Below are 22,167 nucleotides of genomic sequence, written 5' to 3' on the forward strand. Positions count from 1 at the left end.
CCGCTCTACGCCCTCGAGCTCGAGCGGCTTGAATTTTCCTACCGTATTTATACCGGCGAAAACAAAGACAGTCTTTATGTTCGCGCCCTGCGCCGCCTCATCGTCACCGACGGCAACGGCAGCAACGATATGGGCGCGCGGCTCCAGCTGGCACGCTGGTACAGCGACAAAGCGCGGACCTACAATCCTTACGGCGACACTACGCAGCGCTGGTCCAACCGCGCGGCGCTGCAACTGCTCGCGCCGGCGCTGAATGCCAGATCGCATCCCGGAGAAGACTGGCAGCAGGCCTATAACCTCGCCCGCAGTATCCAGGAGGCAACGCTAAATGTCCAGGCCGAAAAGGTCAACCTCCCCGGCGAAGCCTTGCGCTTCCTGCTGCAATACCGAAATGTGGGCCGCGTGCACCTGCGCCTGCTGGCAGTGCCCGATGCAGGCGACCTGGCACTTGATGACGAGGATGATTGGGATTCCCTTTACCACCTTCCGGCATTCCGCCGCTGGAGCCAGGAGCTGCCCGCTACCGGTGATGCACAGCAGCACCGCGTAGAGTTGAAGGTAGACGCGCTGCCGGCGGGCACCTACATCCTGTGCGCCACCAACACGGAAAACTTTGAGGAAGACAGCAGCGTCGCCAGCGGCACCATCCTGTACGTTTCCAACATTGCTTACATGCAACAGGAAAATCGCCTTTGGGTAATGCACCGGAAAACAGGCGCGCCCCTCGCCGGCGCGACGGTCACCGTTTACCAGAGCGACACAGCGCCCGGTCCGGGCGAACGGATCCGCCGCCGTGTACGCGAACAGTTCACCACCGATGCCAACGGCTTCGTGGTGCTTCCTTACAGCGACCGGTACGGCGACGAACGAACGTTGTCGTTCCGGGCCGGCGCCGACAGCCTCTTTGAGTCAGGAGAAAACGACGCCTTTCAATTCCCGGCGCACGACTATTATAGCGGTCCGTCCGAGTCCCAGCACGTATACTTTTTTACCGACCGTTCTATCTACCGGCCCGGACAAACGGTTTATTTCAAAGGCATCGTCACCTATGAAGGCCGCACCTCGCCCGAGCTGACCCGCGGCTACACCAACACGGTACGGCTTCGCGATCCGAACAGCCAGGAAAAGGGAAGGCTGGAAATCACCACCAGCGACTGGGGCAGCTTCGATGGACGCTTTACACTGCCCGAAAGCGGGCTTGGCGGCCGTTTCCAGCTGTCGCTCGATGGAACCTACGGCTACGCAAGCATTTCGGTTGAAGAATACAAACGCCCGAAGTTCGAGGTACGCTTCGACACACTCAGCGGCACGTATAAGGCGGGCGGCCAGATCACCCTGGGCGGAAAAGCCATTGCTTATGCCGGCAATGCAGTGGGCGGCGCCAAAGTACGTTACCGCGTTACCCGGCGCCTCCGGCCCCGCTGGTGGTGGTATGGACCAGCGCTCAACGGCGGAAAAGAAATCGCGCACGGTGAAGAAACGACAAGCGCCGACGGCACGTTTAAAATCGCGTTTACAGCCACTCCCGACGAATTGGTTGACTCTGCCACAAACCCGTTCTGGATATTCGAGGCGACTGCGGATGTGACCGATATCAACGGGGAAACGCGCAGCGGCAAGCAAACCGCAACAGCCGGATTCAAATCGATCGTCCTGCAGCAGGGCCTCGACGCACGCCTGGCGGCGGATTCCTTCCGGGTCATCCCGGCCACGCTGACCAATACCAATGGCCGCCCCCTGGCGCTGCCGGTGCAGGTGGTGATCAGCCGTCTCAACCCCAACCGGCGCCTGTTGCGCGCCCGCTACTGGATGCCGCCCGACCAGTTCGTGATCGACAGCGTCAGCTTCGTGCGCGCCTTTCCCGGTGATCCCTACCGCAATGAAGGCAGCATCAACAGCTGGCCCATCGATCGCGAAGTGCTTCGTTTTACCGGGCAGGTAAAAAATGGTGTGCTCGTTCTACCTGCAGGCGCCCGCTGGGAAGCCGGCGCCTATGAAGTGCGGCTCAGCACCCGCGATTCTTCGGGCAGGGAAGTGACCGACATCGGGCGCATGGAGCTGTACCGCCCCGGCGCGCCGCTGTTACAGACGCCACTGGAGATACGTGAAGCGGCAGCGCAGGCCGAGCCGGGAACGAATGCCGTTATTACCCTGGAATCAGCGGCACCACTGCATTTGTTGTATACAGTGCAGCGGGGCGGCGACATCAAGGGGCAAACCGAAATATCCCCACTAAGCGGCGCCCGGAGCTTCCGGATACCGGTTACAGAAAGCGATCGCGGCGGCCTTCGCACCAGCTTTATTACGGTCTTCAACAACCGGGTTTACCAGGTGGAGCATACCATCAGCGTGCCCTGGACCAATAAGGAGCTGACGATTGAGACGGGCACCTACCGCGACAAGACGCTTCCCGGCAGCACCGAGCAGTGGCGGGTACGGATCCGCGGCAAAGCGGGCAACCGGGTTGCGGCGGAGTTGCTCGCGTCTGCCTACGACGCCTCGCTCGACGCCTTCCTGCCGCATCGCTGGAGCGCGCCGGAACTTTGGCCCACCTTCCGCTACTACAACACCTGGCAATGGAACCAGGCCTTCAGCGCGCACCGCAGCCAGGGCATCACGCCCGGCCTTGATCAGATCAATGTGACCACGCGCCGCTTCGATGAACTGATCTATTCTATTGCCGCAGAGAACAGGCGTTACGTCCGGATACGCGGGTATGGATCGATTACCGGGCAGGGAGATGAACTCAACGAGGTTGTTGTGACCGCTATGGGCGTACGGCGTACGGATGCCAACATGGACCAGGCATTGACAGGCAAGGTATCGGGCCTGACCGTAAACGCCCAGAACCAAACGCTTCAAAATAGCGGAGGACAACAAGCACCACCCAATGAAGCAGCGCCGGAACCCGCACCGCAGCCGCGCCGTAACTTCAACGAAACGGCTTTCTTTTATCCGTCACTGCACACAGACAGCAGCGGCGTCATCGAGTTCCGATTTACGGTTCCAGAGTCGCTCACCCGCTGGAATGTGCAGCTCCTGGGACATACAAGGGAGCTTGCCTTCGGCACTGCGGACGGAAAGATCACGGTGCAGAAAGACCTGATGGTGCAGCCCGGCATGCCGCGTTTTCTCCGCCAGGGCGATCACCTGGAGCTGAGCACCAAGGTGGTGAACCTTTCCGGCAAGGAGCTGACGGGGCAGGTACAGCTGGAGCTTTTTGACGCAGCCACCGGCACTCCCGTGGATGGCTGGTTCCAGAACTTCTTCCCTAACCAGTTCTTTACGGTGGCGCCCGGCGAGAGCAGCGCCGTGGCCTTCCCGGTCGAGGTACCGTATTTATACAACAGCGCGCTTACCTGGCGGATCACGGCACGCTCCGGCACCTATTCGGATGCCGAAGAGGCTACCTTCCCGATTCTTTCCAACAAGGTGCTGGTGACGGAAACGATGCCCCTCCCGATGCGCGGTGCGGGCACAAAGACGTTCACCTTCGACAAGCTCGTGCACTCGGCCGGCAGCGAATCGCTGCAGCAACACCGGTATACGATCGAGTATACCGCCAACCCGGCCTGGTATGCGGTTCAGGCCCTCCCCTACCTGATGGAGTACCCGTATGAATGCGCCGAACAGCTTTGGAACCGCTATTATGCCAACGCACTGGCAGCGCACATCCTGGCAAAGGCGCCCAAGGTGCGCGCCGTGTTTGCCCGCTGGCAGGAAAAAGACACCGCCGCACTCCTCTCCAACCTGCAAAAAAACCAGGAGCTCAAGTCGGCCCTGCTCGAGGAAACACCCTGGGTGATGCAGGCGCAGAATGAGCAGGAGCAAAAGCGCAACCTGGCCCTCCTGTTCGACCTGGCGCGGCTCGCGGGCCAGCAGGAAAGCGCACTCGCGCGCCTGCGCGCCCTGCAGTATGGCGACGGCAGCTTCCCATGGTTTGCCGGCGGCCGCAGCGACCGATACGTTACCCAGTATATCGCCTCCGGCATGGGACACCTGCGCCGGCTCGGCATTGATGCGACGCCTTTCGACGACATCCGCCGCAACGCACTCCGTTACCTCGACGGGGCCATTGCCGAAGACTACCTGAAGAAACTGAAAACGATCAAACCAAAAGAGAAGGTACCCTTAGGCCACTTTGAAGCGCAATACCTCTATGCCCGCAGCTTCGATAAGGATAAGCCTTCGGGCGAGGCGCGCACCGCTTTTGACCATTATCTTATGATGGCTGAAACGAGCTGGCAGCAATTCCCGAAACGCACGCAGGGCATGATTGCACTGGCCCTGCATCGCTATGGGCAAGGCACCGCACCCGCCGACATTCTCCAGTCGCTCCGCGAAACGGCAGTACGCGACGAAGAGCTGGGCATGTATTGGAAAGACAACCGTTTCGGCTACAGCTGGTTCTGGTACCACGCACCGATCGAGACGCAGGCACTGCTGGTTGAAGCGTTCAGCGAGATCGCGAATGATGTACGTACCGCAGACGAGCTCCGCACCTGGCTGATCAAGAACAAGCAAACACAGAACTGGCGCACGACAACCGCCACCGCCGATGCCTGCTACGCGCTCCTGCTGCAGGGCACCGACTGGATCAGCGATCCGCCGCGGGTGGTGATCACTGCCGGTACGCTGAAATTAAGCAGCGATACCGCGGCAGAAGCGGGAACCGGTTACTTCAAGCATACCGTCCCCGGGGAGCTTATTCGCCCTGAAATGGGCCGCGTGCAGGTAAAGGTGGAAGCACCGCCAGGCAAGGCATACAATGCACCCAGTTGGGGCGCCGTGTACTGGCAATACTTTGAAGACATGGACAAGGTCACGTCCGCCGCATCGCCGCTGCGCGTTGAGCGAAAGCTGTTCCGCGAAGTAAACCGGGGGCGCGGGCCGGAGCTTGTGCCGATCACATCCGATTCGCCGGTGCATGTGGGCGACAAGGTGCGGGTGCGCCTTGTCCTGCGCACCGACCGGCCCATGGAATATGTGCATGTGAAAGACCTCCGTCCCTCGTGCATCGAACCGGTAAACGTGCTGAGCGGCTATCGCTGGCAGGATGGCCTTGGCTATTACGGCCAAACCCGTGACGTCAGCACCAACTATTTCATCGACTACCTGCCGCGCGGAACCTACGTGCTGGAATACAGCGCTTTTGTTACCAACAAGGGGCAGTTCAGCGCGGGCATGGCTACGGCGCAGTGCCTGTATGCGCCCGAGTTTGCCGCGCACAGCGAACGGCAGCAGCTGACGGTAGAGTAAGAATCGCCTGGCTCCCGAACGAAATCACAAAAGGCCGGCTTTGCGGGCCTTTTGCATGGATGCTATGGAGATAAAATCAAAGACCGGTCCGTTTCCGGTTTCACTGATTCCCGATTGCTGTTTCCCGTTTCCCGAGTACATTGCCCCTATGAACGTCGACTACCTGATCGTGGGCCAGGGCATTGCAGGCACGATGCTGGCCTGGTTTCTTCACCTCGAAGGCAAAAGCTTTGCCGTGATCGACAATGGCGCCGATGTCACTGCTTCGAAGGTTGCGGCAGGCATCATCAATCCCGTTACGGGACGCCGCTACCATACCACCTGGAAGGCCGACGAGCTGCATCCGTTTGCCCTGAAGACCTACTCGGAGCTCGGAACGCATTTCAACACGCACTACATTTTCAGCAAGGACATTATCGAGTTCTTTCCTTCGGCTGATGCGCGCAATATTTTCATTGAGAAGGTCCAGGCAGGCAACACCTACATGGATGCTTACCCCGACCAGAACCGCTTCAACGGCCAGGTGAATTATGACTTCGGGTGCGGACGTATCGCTCCTGCCTATGTGACCAGCCTGGGCCTGCTGCTGGCGGACATGCGCCGCTGGCTGCGCAGCGAAAACCGGCTGGTGGAATCAGCATTTGAGACCGGCGCATTGCAGCTAACCGGCGACGGGGTTCGGTATGAAGCTATCAATGCCGGGAAAGTGATCTTCTGCGAAGGCGCCTCGGGAGCAGAAAATCCGTGGTTCCGCCTGCTCCCCTGGGCGCTCAATAAAGGAGAGGCCCTGATCATCGAATGCAGGGACCTGGAGCAGGAGCACCTGATGAAGAAAGGCTTCCTGCTGGCACCATTGCCGGTGCAACACACATTCTGGGCCGGATCGAATTATGCGTGGGAGGGACTCACTGAAGGGCCTACGGAAGCATTCCGCACACGCACTTCGGCACTGCTCGATGCCATGCTGAAGCTGCCGTACAGCATACTCGCGCACAAAGCCGCCGTGCGGCCAGCAACCGTGGAACGGCGGCCGTTCGTGGGCCTGCACCCGCTGCACCCGCAGATCGGGATCCTCAACGGTCTTGGCACTAAGGGAACCTCGCTTGCGCCCTATTTCGCACAACAACTGTTGCGCCACCTCACGCACGGCTCGCCACTCACACCGGAGGCAGACGTCAACAGGTTCACCAAAACACTTGCGCGGTAATCATATTGTATTTATACAATCGTACAAATACAATCACCCATTCATCCTCCCTGTATGCCAAAGGCTATTTATTCATGCCGGAGCCACCGGCTTATTTGCAACGACATATCAAATTCGGCCCGTTCAGCAGCCTATTTTCGCGCCCAAACCCATATTTTGCCATTCATCACACGTGCTTTACCGGTTGTATCGGTTTAAATACCACTGCTACCGGATTCCATTTGCAGTGCGCGCAGGGTAGATATATCTTTGACCCTTCAAATCAAACAGCGCACTGCGCTACTGAAAATGACACACATACTCGATGCCTTATTTGCCCGCTACCGTCAGCGTGTAAAACCACCGGCAACGACTTCCTGACTGTCCTGAACCAACCCACGCTAAAGAACAGCTCCAGATTTCCCCGCAAAAAAATTTTACTCCTGACGGAGTGACCTGAACGGCCCTGCCGTTCGCAACGATCTGCCATGAAACAATCCTGGCGCCGGGTTGTAGTGCCCGCGTTATTGCTGGCACTGCTTCAACAGGCAACGCTTTCGCTATTGCCGGCGTTCACCGCCGGCAACTGGCCACACCTGCCCCTGCCCGCTTCGCTGGTGCTGTGGTTGCCGGACGTCAACTAAAACCCGACATATGAACATTGGAAAAAAGATCCTCTCGGCACTCGTGGAGCTGCCGGAAGAGGAACGAAGGAACGCGGCTGAACCGGTTACTAACGGTAATGCACAACCTAAAAGCAGTTATGCTCCGCCGGATACCGATAAGTTCCGGAAGCACTTCGAAAACCTGCTGGCGGAGGCCAACCGTCCCGGGCCCGACTACTACGAGTTTGCCCGCACCATCGCGGCCCTGCGCGTCATTGGCGACGAAGGCGCGCGCTATGCCGCGGCATTTGCAGGGCTACAGGCACAGGGGCTTACCCGGCAAACGCTGCTGGAAACGGCGCAGGAGTACCTCGCCCTGCTCGATGAAGACGCGGCGCGCTTCCGAAGCACGGTAGACGTGACGCAGCAGGAAAAAGTGCAGGCCCGGCGCTCCGAATACGAATCCAACACCGCCCGTATGGAGGAGCTCCGCGCCGAAATAGCCTGCCTCGAGCAAAGAAACCAGAGCCTGCAGGAAGAAATCGGTGAACAGGAAGCAAAGCTGCAGGTAAACGGGCGCGCCTACGAGGCCGCATGGGCAGAAGAGCAGGACCGCATTCGGCAGGACATCGAACGCATCAGTAAACATATTTCTTAACCCCTAAACACACAACATGATACAAAACCGAACAACCAGCCCGGCACCCGGGTGGTTCTCAGAGCCCAAAAACATCGCTACTACCCTGGTGGCGCTGGCGCTCGCAGGCGCACTGGCCTACGGCTTTCTTACTTATTTGTTGCCCTGGCTGGTAGCCGTCACCTGGAACCTGGCGAACCTCGTCATCGCCGGTATCGTACTGGGCTTCCTGCTCCTGCTGGTTACCAACCGAAAGTTCTGGCGGGCGCTCCGCTACTTTTCGGAGTTCCTGGCCAACTACACCATCGGGCTGGCAATTGAGCTCAACCCCTTTGCCATCCTGCAGGCCCGCATCGACCAGGGCTACGCGGATCGCAACACGCTTTACAAACAAACCGTGAAGCTCAAAGGCAAGCAGAGCGAGTTGGTGGAAAAGCTGAGGGAAAAAGACCGCGAGCTGCAGCTGAACATCCAGAAAGTGAAAGTACTCCAGTCGGAAAGTGCGCCGCCGCGCCAGCTGGACCTCTACGCCAATAATGTGCTCCGCTGCCGCGAGTACCTCGACAACGTGACGCCGATCGTTGGCGACCTCAACAAGCTCATTGCTTTTGCGGATAGCGCCTACGAGGAAAGTGGCATCATGCTCGAAGACGCCAAGCTTGACCTTGAGGCGAAAAGAGACCTCTATTATTCGGTGACCACCGGCATGTCGGCCGTGTCGAGCGCCCTGCGTGCCTTCAAAGGCGACGATGAGCTCAACCGCGATGCCGACCGGGCGCTTGCGGTGCTGAAAACCCAGATCAGTGAAAAGATCGGGCACATCAAATCCGCCATCGATGTCACCTCGAAGTTCATGGACGACCGGGTGCTTGAAGACAAAGCCAAGGCCGCCCAGGTGCTGGAAATGATCAACGGGCATGACACCCGGAAAGATTTCCGCTACGATGAGCAATCGCTCCGTGCCAATGCCGACACCGGGCGACTGAAAGGTGTCAACATCAGCGACCGCTACCGCGGCCTGCTCGATTAAACGAATCAGCCTGACCAGGCTTTACCCAACTGACCGTCGTCATCTGAACCAAATTCCGATCGTAAAACAACAAAACCTCAAAACCTTAAAACCCACTTTTTATGTCACTGAAATTGAAACCCGCCGGAAAATTATTACTCATTGCTGCCATCGTCACCGCCGGCATCACCGGGGTACGCTGGTACCAAAGCCGCCCGCATGCGGTTGGCGAATCGCTGGTGCTGGGAACTGTAGCACTCCCTGATGCCGCGGAAGCATCACTTGGCAGCAATGCCACCCAGCTCGCGCTGCCTTCGGCCGAGCCGGCAGCCAACGGCGGCACCGCCATCACCTGGGAACGCATGGCCTGGAACAGCCAGTTCTCGGGTATGTATGCCAACGGTGGCCCGCGCACCACGAAAGGCTCCCTCTTTGACCAGGCGCACATCGACGTTACCTACCTACGCCAGGACGACTGTAACAAGCAGATGGCCGACCTGGTAAAATTTGCACAGTCGTACAAAGACGACCCGGCAACACCCGGTGTGCTCATCACATTCATGGGCGACGGCATGCCGGCCTTTATGACCGCCCTGGCGAAGGAGCTGGAGCCGCTTGGCCCCGAGTACCAGCCCATCATCCTTCCGATGGCGCATGGTAAATCGTACGGCGAAGACCAGGTGATGGGGCCTCAATCCTGGAAGCAGGATCCGAAGAACGCCATCGGCCGATCCGTTGCCGGTGTGCTGCGCGACGGCGACATCAACATCCTGCTTAAGTGGGCCGGTGACAACGGTATCCGTGTGAACCCCGATGAGACCACCTGGGACCGCAACGCCATCAACCTCGTTGCCGCAAGCGACTTCCTGGATGCACCCGCCAAGTACATCGCCGGCTATACCGAGAAGCGCAAACTGGTAGAAAACGGCCGCACCACCGGCAAAGACACGGTAGTGGGCGTGGATGGCGTAGCGACGTGGACACCCGGTGACGTCAACGTAGCGACCAAGAAGGGTGGGCTCGTTACGATTGCGAGCACGCGCCAGTATGCCGCGCAGATGCCCAACCAAACGATCGCCATCAAGAAATGGGCGTACGACCACCGCACCGATGTGGAGAACATGATCATCGCCCTGGCCCAGGCCGGCGACCAGGTGCGCTCCTTCGCGAATGCCAAAGCTTTTGCCGCCAAAGTGAGTGCCGAGGTATACAACGAGCAGGATGCCGCATACTGGCTGAAATACTACAACGGCGTAGAAGAAAAGGACCTGCAGGGCAACAAGGTTACGCTGGGCGGATCGATGGTGTTCAACCTGTCGGACATGGCCAACACCTATGGACTTGGCGAAGACCGCGTGGATCGTTACAAAGCCGTTTACAACACCTTCGGCACCCTGATGGCCAAGATGTACCCGCAGCTGATGCCCACCTTTCTTCCCTACGAGAAAGCCGTGGACAAAAGCTTCCTCTTCTCCGTGCTTTCCAATCACCCGGAACTGCTGCAGGGGAAAGCACTCGAAACGCAGTATGCCGCGGCAATCAGCAGCGAGGTGTCTTCGAAGTCGTACCGAATCGCCTTTGAAACCGGCTCCGCGGCGATCAAGCCGTCTTCTTTCGCGGTGCTCGACGAGATCTTCGAGTCGGCCGTAGTTGCCGAGGGCCTCAAGGTGGGCGTGTATGGACACACCGATAACCAGGGCAGCAATGAGCTGAACACGATCCTTTCTGAAAAGCGTGCCGCAGCCGTAAAAGCCTACCTGCTGAAGAAAGGTCTTAAGGATGGCCGCCTGGAAAGCAAGGGCTATGGCGCCGGTAAACCGGTTGCCGATAACAGCACCGAAGCCGGCCGCGGCCAGAACCGCCGCGTAGAAATCGTATTGGGCGAGTAAGCAACACGGGCGGGAGCAACATCGCTCCCGCCCATTAAAACAAACAAACATGAAAAAACTATTCACACCCTTTGCAACGGCAAAACCGACGAATGTTGCCCTCCTGCTCGGCGGCCAACTGGTGTTCGCACTGCTGCTGTGGGGAAAATTCGCCGGCGGCCTGATCCCCGGTCCCGCGCAGGTTGGAGGCGCACTTGTAGAACTACTGGGAAGCCACCTGCTTTGGGAACAGGTATTCATCAGCCTCGCGCTTACCCTGAAAGCGCTCGCCATCGCCATCGCCATCACGCTGGTGCTGGGCTATGCGTCGCTCCTGCCCTTCTTCCAGGGCCTGGCGCAGTTCCTGGTAAAATGCCGCTACCTCACACTCACAGGACTTATTTTCATTTTCACCCTGCTGACCCGCGACGGCGGTCAACTGAAGCTCTCGCTGCTGCTCTTCGGCATGGTGCCATTCTTCGTCACCTCTTTTCTCTCGGTGCTGGCAGCACGCAATCCGCAGGAATACGAGTTGTGCCGCACCCTGGGCTACAGCAATACCCGGGCGCTGGTGGAGACCGTCATCATAGGCAAGGCCGAAGCAGCGCTGGAGATCCTGCGCCAGAATTTCGCGATGGCCTGGCTGATGATCACCCTGGTGGAAGGACTCAGCATGAGCGAAGGCGGCATCGGCACCCTGCTGATCAAATACAATAAGTACAATGACCTGCCCCACGTGCTGGCGATCCAGTGCGTACTGTTCGCCACCGGCATCGGCTTCGACGCCGGGCTCGGAGCGCTGCGCGGCTGGCTTTTTCCCCACACACGCATCAAAAACAAAATCAAATGATCCAACATAACAAAGAAGAAATCCTGCTGCAGGCCGAAGGGGTCTGCCGCAGCATCGCCGGGACGCCGATCCTGTCTGACATCTCCTTCACCATCCGGAATATCACCCGGCCCGGCGTGGCACAGGGACAGGTAGTGAGCCTCATCGGGCGTAGCGGCATCGGCAAGACGCAGCTCTTCCGCCTGCTTGCCGGGCTGCAGCCTCCCGACAGCGGTTCCATCCGGATTGACGGGCGACCCGTGCAGGCCGGTGATATGGGCGTGGTATTCCAGAACTATTACCTGTTTGAGTGGCGCACCATCGGCACCTCGCTGGTGATGGCGGCGCGGCAAAACCCGGCCCTCAAAAGCACTGCCCGCGACGCGGTAGCCGAAGCGGCGGCCCGCTTCGGGCTCAGCGACCGGCTTCAGGCTTACCCGCAGGAATTGTCTGGCGGCCAGCGGCAGCGCGCGGCCATCCTCCAGCAATTACTGAAGGGTGCCGACTTCCTGTTGCTCGACGAGCCCTTCTCCGGCCTCGACGTGTACATGCTCGAAAAAGCTTCGGCACTGCTGCGCGAAGTATCGCTCAGCAATGAACGCAAAACGCTCATCATCGTGTCGCACGATATCAGCGCGGCGGTGGCACTCTCTGATACGGTGTATATCCTCGGCCGGAAGGAAGGAAAGCGGGGTGCTACCATTACCAGTACTATAGATCTCATCGAGCGCGACCTCGCCTGGGACCCCGAAGTAAGGCAACGGGCTGCCTTTCGCGAAACGGTGGCGGAGATCGGCGCCTGCATCAGCGAATAAGCCTAATTTCAAACCCCGAAAAAAGAACAAATGAACCGATACTTACTCGCCGGTGCGCTCCTGACAGCCATGCTGGCCTCCTGCTCTGACGAAAACGAAGATCTCACCCACGAAGTCAATCACAACGGCTCGGTGGAGTCGTCGATCCAGGTAAGCAACCTCGACGCAGGCCACCGCCTGCTGACCACACGCCACAAGGTGTGGGTGGGCGGCTCGGTGTACCGCACCATCGAATATACCGACACGCTCCCCTCCCTCGGCCTCGAACATACCGTTGCCGAGAATGAGGAGGGCGACGAGAAGAATGTGACCGTCGACAAGGACTACGAGATCTACATCACTGTAAAATGACCTTATGAAAAAGACCCGGCATATTGAACTGGTGCTCATCACCGCGGCCCTGGCCTCCTGCCACCAGCCTAAGAAAGACTGGGAAGGCAGCGGCAACCGAACTTACCTGCGCAGCGACAGCACCGCACCTTACACGCGGGCACACCACGGCGGCGGCAGTGCGTTGCTGTGGTACTATGCTTTCCGACCTTACGGCGGCTACCTCGGCAACAGCTACAACCGCGCCGGTTACTATTCCTCGGCGCTGCACGAATCCTCGAACATCGGCAGCAATGGCGTTAAGAGCGGCATCGTGCGCGGCGGCTTCGGGCGGAGCGGCGGGTATAGCGTATCCTCGTAAATGCGGAGAGAGAACGAACGCAGATTCCGCAGGGGGAATGCGCAGATTAGCTATGATGTTTTATGATTTGCTTACGCCGGCAACGTTACCTGCGTTAATCATATAAATCATAAAGAATCTGCGTTCTTTCTCTCCCACCAGCTTTCAACAAAACAAAAAACTATGCAACGACATACAACCCAGCCCCGCCACAACTGGCAGGCGGCGGTAGAAGGCCTTGGCTTCGGCTTTCACAGCACCGACGTTCCGTATTGGGATGAAAGCGCCTACTACTCCCTCAGCATGGAGGAAGTACTTTTTATTGAAAGGGCAACCGCCGAACTCTGGACGCTCTGTCTCGATGCCGTGCAACACGTCATCGATGAAGGACGTTACGCCGAATTCGCCATCCCTGAATGGATCGTGCCGCTCATCGAACGAAGCTGGACCGAAGACCACCCGGCGATCTACGGGCGCTTCGACCTTTGTTATAAAGACGGGCAACTGAAATTGCTTGAGTTCAATGCCGACACGCCCACCAGCCTTTACGAGGCGGGCATCGTGCAATGGTTCTGGCTGCAGGATTTCGCCAAAGACAAAGACCAGTTCAACAGCATCCACGAACGGCTGATCGCCTATTGGAAATACCTGAAGTCTTACCTGCACGATGGGCCGCTGCATTTCAGCTGTCTCAAGGAAACGCTCGAAGACCTCACCAATACCGAGTACCTGCGCGACTGTGCTATGCAGGCAGGACTCGACACGAAGCTGGTATTCGTGGATGATATCGGCTGGGACCAGGACAGTCGGCAATTCGTGGATATGGAAGACGCGCCGATCCGCAACATCTTCAAGCTCTATCCCTGGGAGTGGCTGCTGGAGGAAGACTTCGGCCGCCATATCCCCGAAGACAGCAACCGCGCCTACTGGATCGAGCCGGCGTGGAAGATGATTCTGTCCAACAAAGCCATCCTGGCGGTGCTGTGGGAGCGCAATCCCGGCCATCCCTACCTGCTGCCGGCCTACTTCGAACCGAATGGGATGACCGACTTTGTAAAGAAACCGATCCTGGGCCGCGAGGGCGCCAACGTGCACATTGTGCGCGGCGGTGAGCTGGAGCAGTTTGTAAACGGACAGTACGGCAAGGAAGGATACGTGTTCCAGCAATTGTTCGAGCTTCCCGAATTCAATGGCAGATACCCGGTCATCGGTTCCTGGGTGATCGGGCAGGAGCCGGCGGGCATGGGGATCCGCGAGGCCGACGGACTGGTAACGGACAACAAGAGCCGCTTTGTGCCACACCTGATAGATGGCTGATGTCCGATGTCTGGTGTCCGATATTTATGAGCGACGGGCCTGCCGGCGGAGCCAAATCAGACATCAGACATCCCACATCAGACATATCTTTGCGGCCTATGTTCCGATCTCACACATGTGGCGAATTACGCCTCCCGCATGCCGGCACGCAGGTGACCCTGGCCGGCTGGGTGCAAAGCATCCGCAAATTCGGCTCCATCACCTTCGTGGACCTGCGCGACCGCTATGGCATTACGCAGCTTTATTTCAACGAGGAGCTGAACCCGCAGCTCGACGCCGACCCGCTGGGGCGCGAATTTGTGCTCCAGGCCACCGGCACCGTCACGGAACGCACAAATAAGAATCTCAATATTCCCACCGGTGAGATCGAGCTTACAATCGCATCGTTCAAGATCCTCAACAAGAGCGCTGTGCCGCCCTTCACCATCCAGGATGATACTGATGGCGGCGACGACCTGCGGATGAAGTACCGCTACCTCGACCTGCGCCGCAACGCGGTGAAGCGGAATCTCGAGCTGCGCTATGCCGTTAACCGCGCCACCCGCGACTACCTGCACCGCCAGGGATTCATGGATATCGAAACGCCCTTTCTCATCAAAAGCACGCCGGAAGGCGCCCGCGACTTCGTGGTGCCTTCCCGGATGAACCCCGGCCAGTTTTACGCCCTGCCGCAATCGCCGCAGACCTTCAAGCAGCTGCTGATGGTGAGCGGCTATGACCGCTACTACCAGATTGTGAAGTGCTTCCGCGATGAAGACCTGCGCGCCGACCGCCAGCCCGAGTTCACCCAGATCGATTGCGAGATGGCGTTCGTGGAGCAGGAAGACATTCTCGATATGTTCGAAGGCCTGGTGAAATACATTTTCCAGGAAGTAAAAGGCATCGCCTATGAAGGCGCCGTGGAGCGCACCACCTGGGAAGAAGCCATGTGGCACTACGGCAACGACAAGCCCGATATCCGCTTCGGCATGAAGCTCGCCAACCTCAAGTCGGCCTTCCGCCGTGGCGGGCAGATCGAAGCAACCGGCACGCTCATCAACGGCGCCGATTTTAAAGTGTTCGATGAGGCCGAGACCGTGCTGGCCATCGCCGTGCCGGGCTGCAGCGAGTACACCCGCAAGCAAACCGACGAGCTCACCGAATGGGTGAAGCGTCCGCAGATCGGGATGAAAGGCCTTGTGTTTATCAAGTGCAATGCAGACGGTACATACAAAAGCTCCGTCGACAAATTTTACAGCGAGGAAAGGCTCAAAGCCATCGCCGATGCCGCCGGCGCGAAGGCAGGCGATCTTGTATTAATACTGGCCGGCGCCGAGGAACGCACCCGCAAGGCGATCTCCGAGCTGCGCCTGGAGCTGGGCGAGCGCCTGGGCCTGCGCAGGAAAGACGAGTTCAAGCTGCTGTGGGTGCTCGACTTCCCGCTGTTCGAATATGCCGAGGAAGACAACCGCTGGGTAGCGCGCCACCACCCGTTCACCGCGCCGAAGCCCTCGCAGATTGACACGATGATCAACAACTCACCGGTTATTGACAACCCGGAGAAATACCTGGAACATCCTTACTCCGGCATCAAGGCCAACGCCTACGATATGGTACTCAACGGCAACGAGATCGGCGGCGGATCGATCCGCATCTTCCAGCGCCCGCTGCAGGAAAAAATGTTTGCGGCACTCGGCATGAGCGAGGAAGAAGCCCGGCACAAGTTCGGCTTCCTGCTCGGCGCCTTTGAGTACGGCGCTCCGCCGCACGGCGGCATCGCCTTCGGCTTCGACCGCCTCTGCTCGATCCTCGGCGGTTCGGAAAGCATCCGCGACTTTATCGCGTTCCCTAAGAACAACAGCGGCCGCGACGTCATGCTCGACGCACCTTCAGCGATTGACGAAAAACAATTCGACGAGCTCCAGATCAAACTGAACCTGTCGGAATAAATCAAGGCGAATTAACTTTAAGCCTGTTCCCGGAAAGGAACCGGCTTTTTTTATGCTTCTGACAGAAGAAGTTTACCGGCCACGCAAGTCCGTGGCCTCACTCCCGCTGATCGCGCCGGCGACCCTGGCGTTTTTTGTATTCAGCGAAAGGGCCTACCTGGAACGTATCTTTTGGATCGTGACGGCCATCAGCGTGGCGGTAGCCCTCGTTATTTTCATACTGCTGCGCGCGATCGAGATCCGGCTGTCGCCCGAGGGCATCACCTTCAGGGCCATTAACGGCGTGCGTGTTATCCGGTGGACTGAGCTCGAAGCGGTGGAGGTGCGCTGGGTGCACACCGGCAAATCGTCCCGGCGCGAGCTGGTGTTCCGGCCCCGCTCGGACCGGGAGGCAAGACTCAACACGGGCCTTTACTCACGGCGCAGCCTGCAGGCCATCGCCTCGGCGGCAATTATGATGGCGCCGCAGGCCGCGATCGACAACCGGGTGCGCCGCTTCGCGAAGGGAAACTTCAGCTGGTTTTCCCGCTGAAACAATACCGGCCGCGACTATCGGATTAACGAAGTTTTCGGGCATCGGGGCATGGAAATTGAGCCATTTCAGGTACCGTCGAAAGCACTTTTCACCTTCCTTATTTCCATCCGATGAAAGCACTATTTACCCTCCTTATATCCATGATCCTTTTACAATCCTGCCAGGACGGGCAGAGCACCCGTCCATCCCTTAATACCGAGGCAGCCTACACCCTGCGCGATGTTGCCTACGGCAACGACACGGCTCAGCGTATGGACGTGTACCTGCCCGCCCGCCGCAGCAGCGATGCCACCCCCGTGATGGTGCTGGTGCATGGCGGCGGCTGGACCGGCGGCAACAAGAACGACTTCAACAGCTATATCGAATCCTTCCGGAAGCGGATGCCGCAGTATGCCTTCGTCAACATCAACTACCGCCTGGTGAACGGGCCGGTATTGCTCGACGCGCAGCGGGCCGACGTACGGGCCGCCCTGGACGCGGTGCGTGGCAAGACAGCCGAGTGGAACCTGAATCCCCAAAAGATGGTGTTGCTCGGCGCCTCCGCCGGCGCCCACCTGGTGCTGCTGGAAGCCTATAGCCGCCCCGGCGTGCGGGCCGTGGTCGACTTCTTCGGCCCCACCGACCTGGTGGCCATGCACGAGCGCCCCTGGCACCCGCTGGTACCCCTGGCAGTGCAGATGATCATCGGCGGCACCTTGTCGCAGCATCGAGCTGCCTACGAAGCGGCAAGCCCCGTGCGGCTGGTGACGCCCAAGGCTCCGCCGACCCTCATCCTCCACGGCAGCAAAGACCCGGTGGTAGCGCTGTCGCAATCCAAAGCCCTGGACGGACGTCTCGAGGAAGCCTGCGTACCTCATGAACTTGTAGTTTATCCGGGCGCCGGGCACGGCTGGCAGGGCCGCACCCTGACGAAGTCGTTTGACGCGCTGGAGGCCTTCCTGGAGAAGAACGTCAGGTAGGCGCGCGGAAAACCCAAATGCCACGAAAAAAAATTCATGAGGCCGCGCTTGCGCGGCCTCCCTTATTTCCGCGCTTTCTGCGGTTTCAGCGCGCCCTGAACCACATCGGTTTATTTTCCTAATTTCACCTACCTAACTAACATTATGCTTAAGTCATTGACGGTCGCCCTGACCGCCCTCCTTCTTTTTGCGGCCTGTACGCGCCGCGACACTACCGATCCCTGGAATACGCCGGCCCTGGCTGCCGACAGCCTGTTCAACCTGGCTTATGATTCCGATACGGCACAAAAACTCGATCTCTACCTGCCGCAGGGCCGCTCCGCTGACAGCACGCCCCTGCTCATCGTGATCCACGGTGGTGCCTGGATGTCGGGCGACAAGCGCGACATGACGCCTTGGGTGCAGGTAATGCGGCAGCGCCTCCCCGGCTGGGCCATCGCCAACACCAATTACCGCCTGGCCTCCGCTACGCCGCCGTACAACTTCTTCCCGGCCCAGGAAACCGACCTGCAGCTGGCCGTGAAATACCTCTACGACCGCCGCATGCAGCATCATTATTCCGACCGCATCGTACTCCTCGGCTACAGCTCCGGCGGCCAGCTGGCATTGCTGCACAGCTATAAGCGCTTCGACCCGGTAGGCATCAAGGCTGCCGTTGCGCTCTCCGGCCCGAGCGATATGGCCGACCTGTACCAGTACCAACCCATCAACGTCCAGTACGGAATGCAACTCCTCATGGGCGGCACACCCACGAGCAACCCCACGCTCTATGCCCAATCCAGCGCCAAGACCTACGTGGCGTCGCACGTTCCGCAGACCTTCCTGGTGCAGGGCGGGCTGGATTCGGTAGTGCCTTACACTCAGACAGCAGCGCTCCAGGCACAGCTGCAAAGCGCCGGCGTCCGGAACAGCTATATCTTCTACCCCAACGAAAAGCACGTGTATAACGATTCGACGCTTTATAAAGTGATTGATACCGCCAGCCACTGGCTGCAGCGCTACGTTCACTAAGGTTTATGGAATCCAGCGGGTGCCGGCATCAGGGTTAAAAACGACCCGATGCCGGCACTTTTCGTTTCGTTTGTTCCTGGGACGCTGCTCTTCCTGCTCACCGGGCTGACAACAGCCGGCGGGCAGCAGCCGCGATTCAGTCCGCAACAAAAGACCGTATACGCTACTATTGCCCCGTCAGAAAACACGGTTGCCACACGCTTTCCACCCCCGGAAGGCTTCCGCCGGCTCCCCGTAGCCCCGGGAAGTTTTGCCGGATACCTGCGCGGCCTTCCCCTGAAGCCCTACGGCGCTGCCGTGCACTACTTCGACGGGCGCACAAAACCCCGGACAGTGCATGTGGCGGTGATTGACCTCGACGTGGGCACCCGCGACCTGCAGCAGTGTGCCGACGCCGTGATGCGCCTCCGTGCCGAATGGCTCTATGCACAGGGCCGGAAATCGGAGATTGCCTTCCGGCTGACCGATGGGCGCCTTGTTGCCTACAGCAACTGGATGCAAGGCAAACGCCTCCGGGTGCGCGGCAACAGCAGCAGCTGGTTCGCAGGCGCGCCCGCCGGCGACACCTACGCTTCCTTCCGTCAATACCTCGACTTTGTGTTTACCTATGCCGGCACCCTGTCGCTCGAAAAAAGCCTGCGGCCAAAGCCGGCCGCCGATATCTCGATCGGTGATGTGTTTATCCGAGGGGGCTCACCCGGCCATGCGGTCATCGTGCTCGACGTAGTGGTGAACAGCCGCGGCGAGCGGCGCTTCCTGCTGGCGCAGAGCTATATGCCGGCGCAGGAGATCCACATCCTGAAGAATGAAGCGGCACCCGAATGGAGTCCCTGGTACAGCAACCGCATCGGGAAAATCCTGGAAACACCGGAGTGGGATTTCGCGGCGGAGGAGCTGCGCACCTGGTAGGAAAAATTTCCTGCTGTTCGATGTCTGATGTCTGATATGTAAGACATCAGCAGCTCCGCCATTCGACAAACAAATCGGACATCCGACATCAGACATCTGACATTTTCCTAATTTGGCGCATGACCACGGCACCCTTAGCAGAACGCATGCGGCCTGCGTCGCTCGAAGAGCTGGCGGGCCAGCAGCACCTCACCGGTGATGGCTCCATCCTGCGAACGGCCCTCCGCCAGGGAAAGATCCCGTCGATGATCCTTTGGGGGCCGCCCGGCACCGGAAAGACCACGATCGCACATATCATCGCCAACACGCTAAGCGTTCCCTTCTTTACCCTCAGCGCCATCAGCGCCGGGGTAAAAGAGGTGCGCGAAGTAATTGCGCAGGCACAAAAGCTCACCGGCGCCGTGCTTTTCATAGATGAGATCCACCGCTTCAACAAGAGCCAGCAGGACGCCTTGCTGGGCGCCGTGGAAAAGGGCACGGTGACGCTTATCGGCGCCACAACCGAAAACCCCTCCTTTGAAGTGAACAGCGCCTTGCTTAGCCGCTGCCAGGTGTATGTGCTGAAGCCGCTTTCAGCCGAAGAACTGGAGACGCTGCTCCGCTCGGCCATGGAGCGCGACGAGTGGTTGAAAGAAAAAACGATCGAGCTGCGGGAAACCGAGGCCCTGCTGACCATTTCGGGCGGAGACGCGCGCAAGCTGCTCAACCTATTCGAGCTGGTGGTGGATGCGCTTTCGGGTGAAACGCCGATCGTGATTACCGACGCCGCGGTGATGGAGGTGGCCCAGCAGCGTATTGCGCTTTACGACAAGAGCGGTGAGCAGCACTATGATATCATTTCGGCATTCATCAAAAGCATGCGCGGCTCTGACCCTAACGGCGCCATCTACTGGCTGGCGCGGATGGTGGAAGGCGGCGAGGACGTGAAGTTCATCGCCCGCCGCATGGTGATCTTCGCCTCCGAAGACATCGGCAACGCCAACCCAACCGCCCTCGTGCTGGCCAATGCCTGCTTCGATGCCGTAAACAAAATCGGCTACCCCGAGTCGCGCATCATCCTGGCGCAGTGCTGCACCTACCTTGCCTCCTCGCACAAGAGCAACGCCTCTTATATGGCTATCGAAGACGCCATCTGGACCGTGCAGGACAAGGGCGACCTGCCCGTGCCGCTCCACGTGCGCAATGCGCCCACCGGGCTTATGAAGCGCATGGGCTATGGCAAGAATTACAAGTATGCCCACGACTTTGAAGGCAATTTTGCCGAGCAGGAATTTCTTCCCGATGAAATAAAGGGAACGGCCTTTTACACGCCGGGCAAGACGCCGCGGGAGGAGGAGCTCAGGAAGTTTTTAAAGAGCCGGTGGGGGGATAAATACGGGTATTAATATGGCGCGAGCCGCTAATTGCCCGCTGCATTATACAGTGCGATATATCTGCGGATTGTCTTTTCGTTGTTGCTTTCTTCCGCAAGGAATTTGTCGGCGAGCTCTCTTCTATCACTCATCATCGCCGCAAGGTCCTTCCGCTGTTGCTTGCGCGGTACAAAGAGGCCGGTTTGGCCTACAAGCGTAACCACGCCCGGTTCTTTTTCCGCATACCACCAGTACCGGGTGCCGCCCCCGGTCATCATCATCGGACCGTTTCCTCCAGCGGGCATCATCGTGCCCGGCGTGCGACTGGAGCGCTCATAGAGATTGATGCGCCCGTCTTCAATGCGGCGAAGGAACATAACCGACCCGTCCTCCGGGGATTTCACTGCATAAAGTACGGTGAACTCTTCCGACCAATCGCTTTTGTACCAGATCTTTCGAACATCTTCCGGTGGTAAATCACGCTTCTCCTTCTCCTGCTTCACCCGCACGAAATCGCCCCGGATCAATATGCGGCCGAATACGGTATCGCCCTTGTTTGTGATCAGGTACTCGTATTGCTGCGTAAACGCAGGCACCGGTAAAAAAAGCAATAGCGCCAAGAGCAGTCTCATGAAAAATTATTATTCAGTTATGAGCGACCTGCAGCCGTTCGATGAAAGCCCGATCAATATTCTGTATTCATGCGGCTGTAGATAATGATCGCCGTGATGACCAGCACGATCGGCAGCAAAAACCAGTAGCTGATGCCGCCTTTTCGCGCCAGTCGTTCGGAGGCCGATACCGCATCAAGTTCCTGCACCGACGCAACCACGCGCTTTGCCTTTCGCAGGTAAAACATATTGGCAAGAAACCCGGTAGCGGTCCAGACAGCGAGGTTGAACAGCCAGGAGACTGCGCGCCCGCCCCCTTCCGGGAAAAGCGCATCCAGAATCAGTTCCTCAAGGATGCTTTCCACCACAAGCAGTCCGATCAACACGATCGCCTCCAGGTAAAGCTTCCGGTAGAGGAACCAGAAGAATCCGAATAAGAAGGCATAGCCGTTGAAGATGTATCGCTCACCGCGCTGATAGCGCTCCAGGCGATTGAGGTAGTAGCGGCTGTCTTTACCGAAAAAGTTTTCGTAAGCGGCGTATTCAGAAATAGTAGGGGTGATGACTGCAGCAGGCATAGAACACCAAGATAAGCATTCAGCTTGTTTTGGAGCATGGCCTGTAGGTATTACTACGGAAAACGTGCAGCCGGTAGTTACTTTCCTAT

At 58.7% G+C, this 22,167-nt stretch carries 19 protein-coding genes; 17 read left to right on the top strand and 2 right to left on the bottom strand.

What is annotated here, in order from left to right:
- The 17 genes from EPD60_RS03855 to EPD60_RS03930 all read left to right on the top strand — a co-directional run.
- The coding region (locus tag EPD60_RS03855; protein ID WP_131447033.1) for an alpha-2-macroglobulin family protein at window positions 1-5,259 on the top strand (5,259 nt) is incomplete at its 5' end.
- 148 nt (window positions 5,260-5,407) lie between these two features.
- Complete coding sequence (locus EPD60_RS03860; RefSeq protein WP_165871396.1) at window positions 5,408-6,466, top strand: NAD(P)/FAD-dependent oxidoreductase; 1,059 nt, start codon at window positions 5,408-5,410, stop codon at window positions 6,464-6,466.
- A 467-nt stretch (window positions 6,467-6,933) separates the two neighbouring features.
- Window positions 6,934-7,089 carry a hypothetical protein gene (locus tag EPD60_RS16825; RefSeq protein WP_165871397.1) on the top strand — a complete coding sequence of 52 codons (156 nt, stop codon included), beginning with the start codon at window positions 6,934-6,936 and terminating at the stop codon, window positions 7,087-7,089.
- 10 nt (window positions 7,090-7,099) lie between these two features.
- Window positions 7,100-7,708, top strand: a complete 609-nt coding sequence (locus EPD60_RS03865; protein ID WP_131447037.1) for a hypothetical protein — start codon at window positions 7,100-7,102, stop codon at window positions 7,706-7,708.
- Between the two features lie 16 nt (window positions 7,709-7,724).
- Window positions 7,725-8,717 carry a hypothetical protein gene (locus EPD60_RS03870; protein ID WP_131447039.1) on the top strand — a complete coding sequence of 331 codons (993 nt, stop codon included), beginning with the start codon at window positions 7,725-7,727 and terminating at the stop codon, window positions 8,715-8,717.
- Between the two features lie 101 nt (window positions 8,718-8,818).
- A complete protein-coding gene (locus tag EPD60_RS03875) occupies window positions 8,819-10,585 on the top strand; it encodes an OmpA family protein (RefSeq protein ID WP_131447041.1) in 1,767 nt (588 codons plus the stop codon).
- Window positions 10,586-10,634: 49 nt separating this feature from the next.
- Window positions 10,635-11,414 carry an ABC transporter permease gene (locus tag EPD60_RS03880; RefSeq protein WP_131447043.1) on the top strand — a complete coding sequence of 260 codons (780 nt, stop codon included), beginning with the start codon at window positions 10,635-10,637 and terminating at the stop codon, window positions 11,412-11,414.
- Window positions 11,411-12,208 (top strand): ABC transporter ATP-binding protein, encoded by a 798-nt coding sequence (locus EPD60_RS03885; protein ID WP_131447045.1) that lies wholly within the window; start codon window positions 11,411-11,413, stop codon window positions 12,206-12,208. The genes EPD60_RS03880 and EPD60_RS03885 overlap by 4 nt, the downstream gene beginning before the upstream one ends.
- A 30-nt stretch (window positions 12,209-12,238) precedes the next feature.
- On the top strand, window positions 12,239-12,559 hold the full coding sequence (locus tag EPD60_RS03890) for a hypothetical protein (RefSeq protein WP_131447047.1): 321 nt from the start codon (window positions 12,239-12,241) through the stop codon (window positions 12,557-12,559).
- 4 nt (window positions 12,560-12,563) lie between these two features.
- On the top strand, window positions 12,564-12,899 hold the full coding sequence (locus tag EPD60_RS03895) for a hypothetical protein (protein ID WP_131447049.1): 336 nt from the start codon (window positions 12,564-12,566) through the stop codon (window positions 12,897-12,899).
- 162 nt (window positions 12,900-13,061) lie between these two features.
- A complete protein-coding gene (locus tag EPD60_RS03900; RefSeq protein ID WP_131447051.1) occupies window positions 13,062-14,195 on the top strand; it encodes a glutathionylspermidine synthase family protein in 1,134 nt (377 codons plus the stop codon).
- Window positions 14,196-14,293: 98 nt separating this feature from the next.
- Entirely contained in the window at window positions 14,294-16,123 is a 1,830-nt protein-coding gene (gene aspS, locus EPD60_RS03905) for an aspartate--tRNA ligase (protein ID WP_131447053.1), read from the top strand.
- A 52-nt stretch (window positions 16,124-16,175) separates the two neighbouring features.
- Window positions 16,176-16,655, top strand: a complete 480-nt coding sequence (locus tag EPD60_RS03910; RefSeq protein ID WP_131447055.1) for a hypothetical protein — start codon at window positions 16,176-16,178, stop codon at window positions 16,653-16,655.
- 143 nt (window positions 16,656-16,798) lie between these two features.
- A complete protein-coding gene (locus EPD60_RS03915; RefSeq protein ID WP_165871398.1) occupies window positions 16,799-17,617 on the top strand; it encodes an alpha/beta hydrolase in 819 nt (272 codons plus the stop codon).
- Window positions 17,618-17,761: 144 nt separating this feature from the next.
- Window positions 17,762-18,628, top strand: coding sequence for an alpha/beta hydrolase (locus EPD60_RS03920; RefSeq protein ID WP_131447059.1), 867 nt, complete (start codon window positions 17,762-17,764; stop codon window positions 18,626-18,628).
- 48 nt (window positions 18,629-18,676) lie between these two features.
- Window positions 18,677-19,537, top strand: a complete 861-nt coding sequence (locus tag EPD60_RS03925) for a DUF4846 domain-containing protein (RefSeq protein WP_131447061.1) — start codon at window positions 18,677-18,679, stop codon at window positions 19,535-19,537.
- A gap of 119 nt (window positions 19,538-19,656) precedes the next feature.
- A complete protein-coding gene (locus tag EPD60_RS03930) occupies window positions 19,657-20,922 on the top strand; it encodes a replication-associated recombination protein A (protein WP_131447063.1) in 1,266 nt (421 codons plus the stop codon).
- Between the two features lie 14 nt (window positions 20,923-20,936).
- Here EPD60_RS03930 and EPD60_RS03935 read toward each other — a convergent pair whose 3' ends face one another.
- Window positions 20,937-21,521, bottom strand: coding sequence for a hypothetical protein (locus tag EPD60_RS03935; RefSeq protein WP_131447065.1), 585 nt, complete (start codon window positions 21,519-21,521; stop codon window positions 20,937-20,939).
- 53 nt (window positions 21,522-21,574) lie between these two features.
- Window positions 21,575-22,078, bottom strand: a complete 504-nt coding sequence (locus EPD60_RS03940) for a DUF2628 domain-containing protein (RefSeq protein WP_131447067.1) — start codon at window positions 22,076-22,078, stop codon at window positions 21,575-21,577.
- Window positions 22,079-22,167: the final 89 nt, after the last annotated feature.

The organism is Flaviaestuariibacter flavus (assembly GCF_004337505.1).
In the GTDB taxonomy this organism is placed as follows: domain Bacteria; phylum Bacteroidota; class Bacteroidia; order Chitinophagales; family Chitinophagaceae; genus Flavisolibacter; species Flavisolibacter flavus.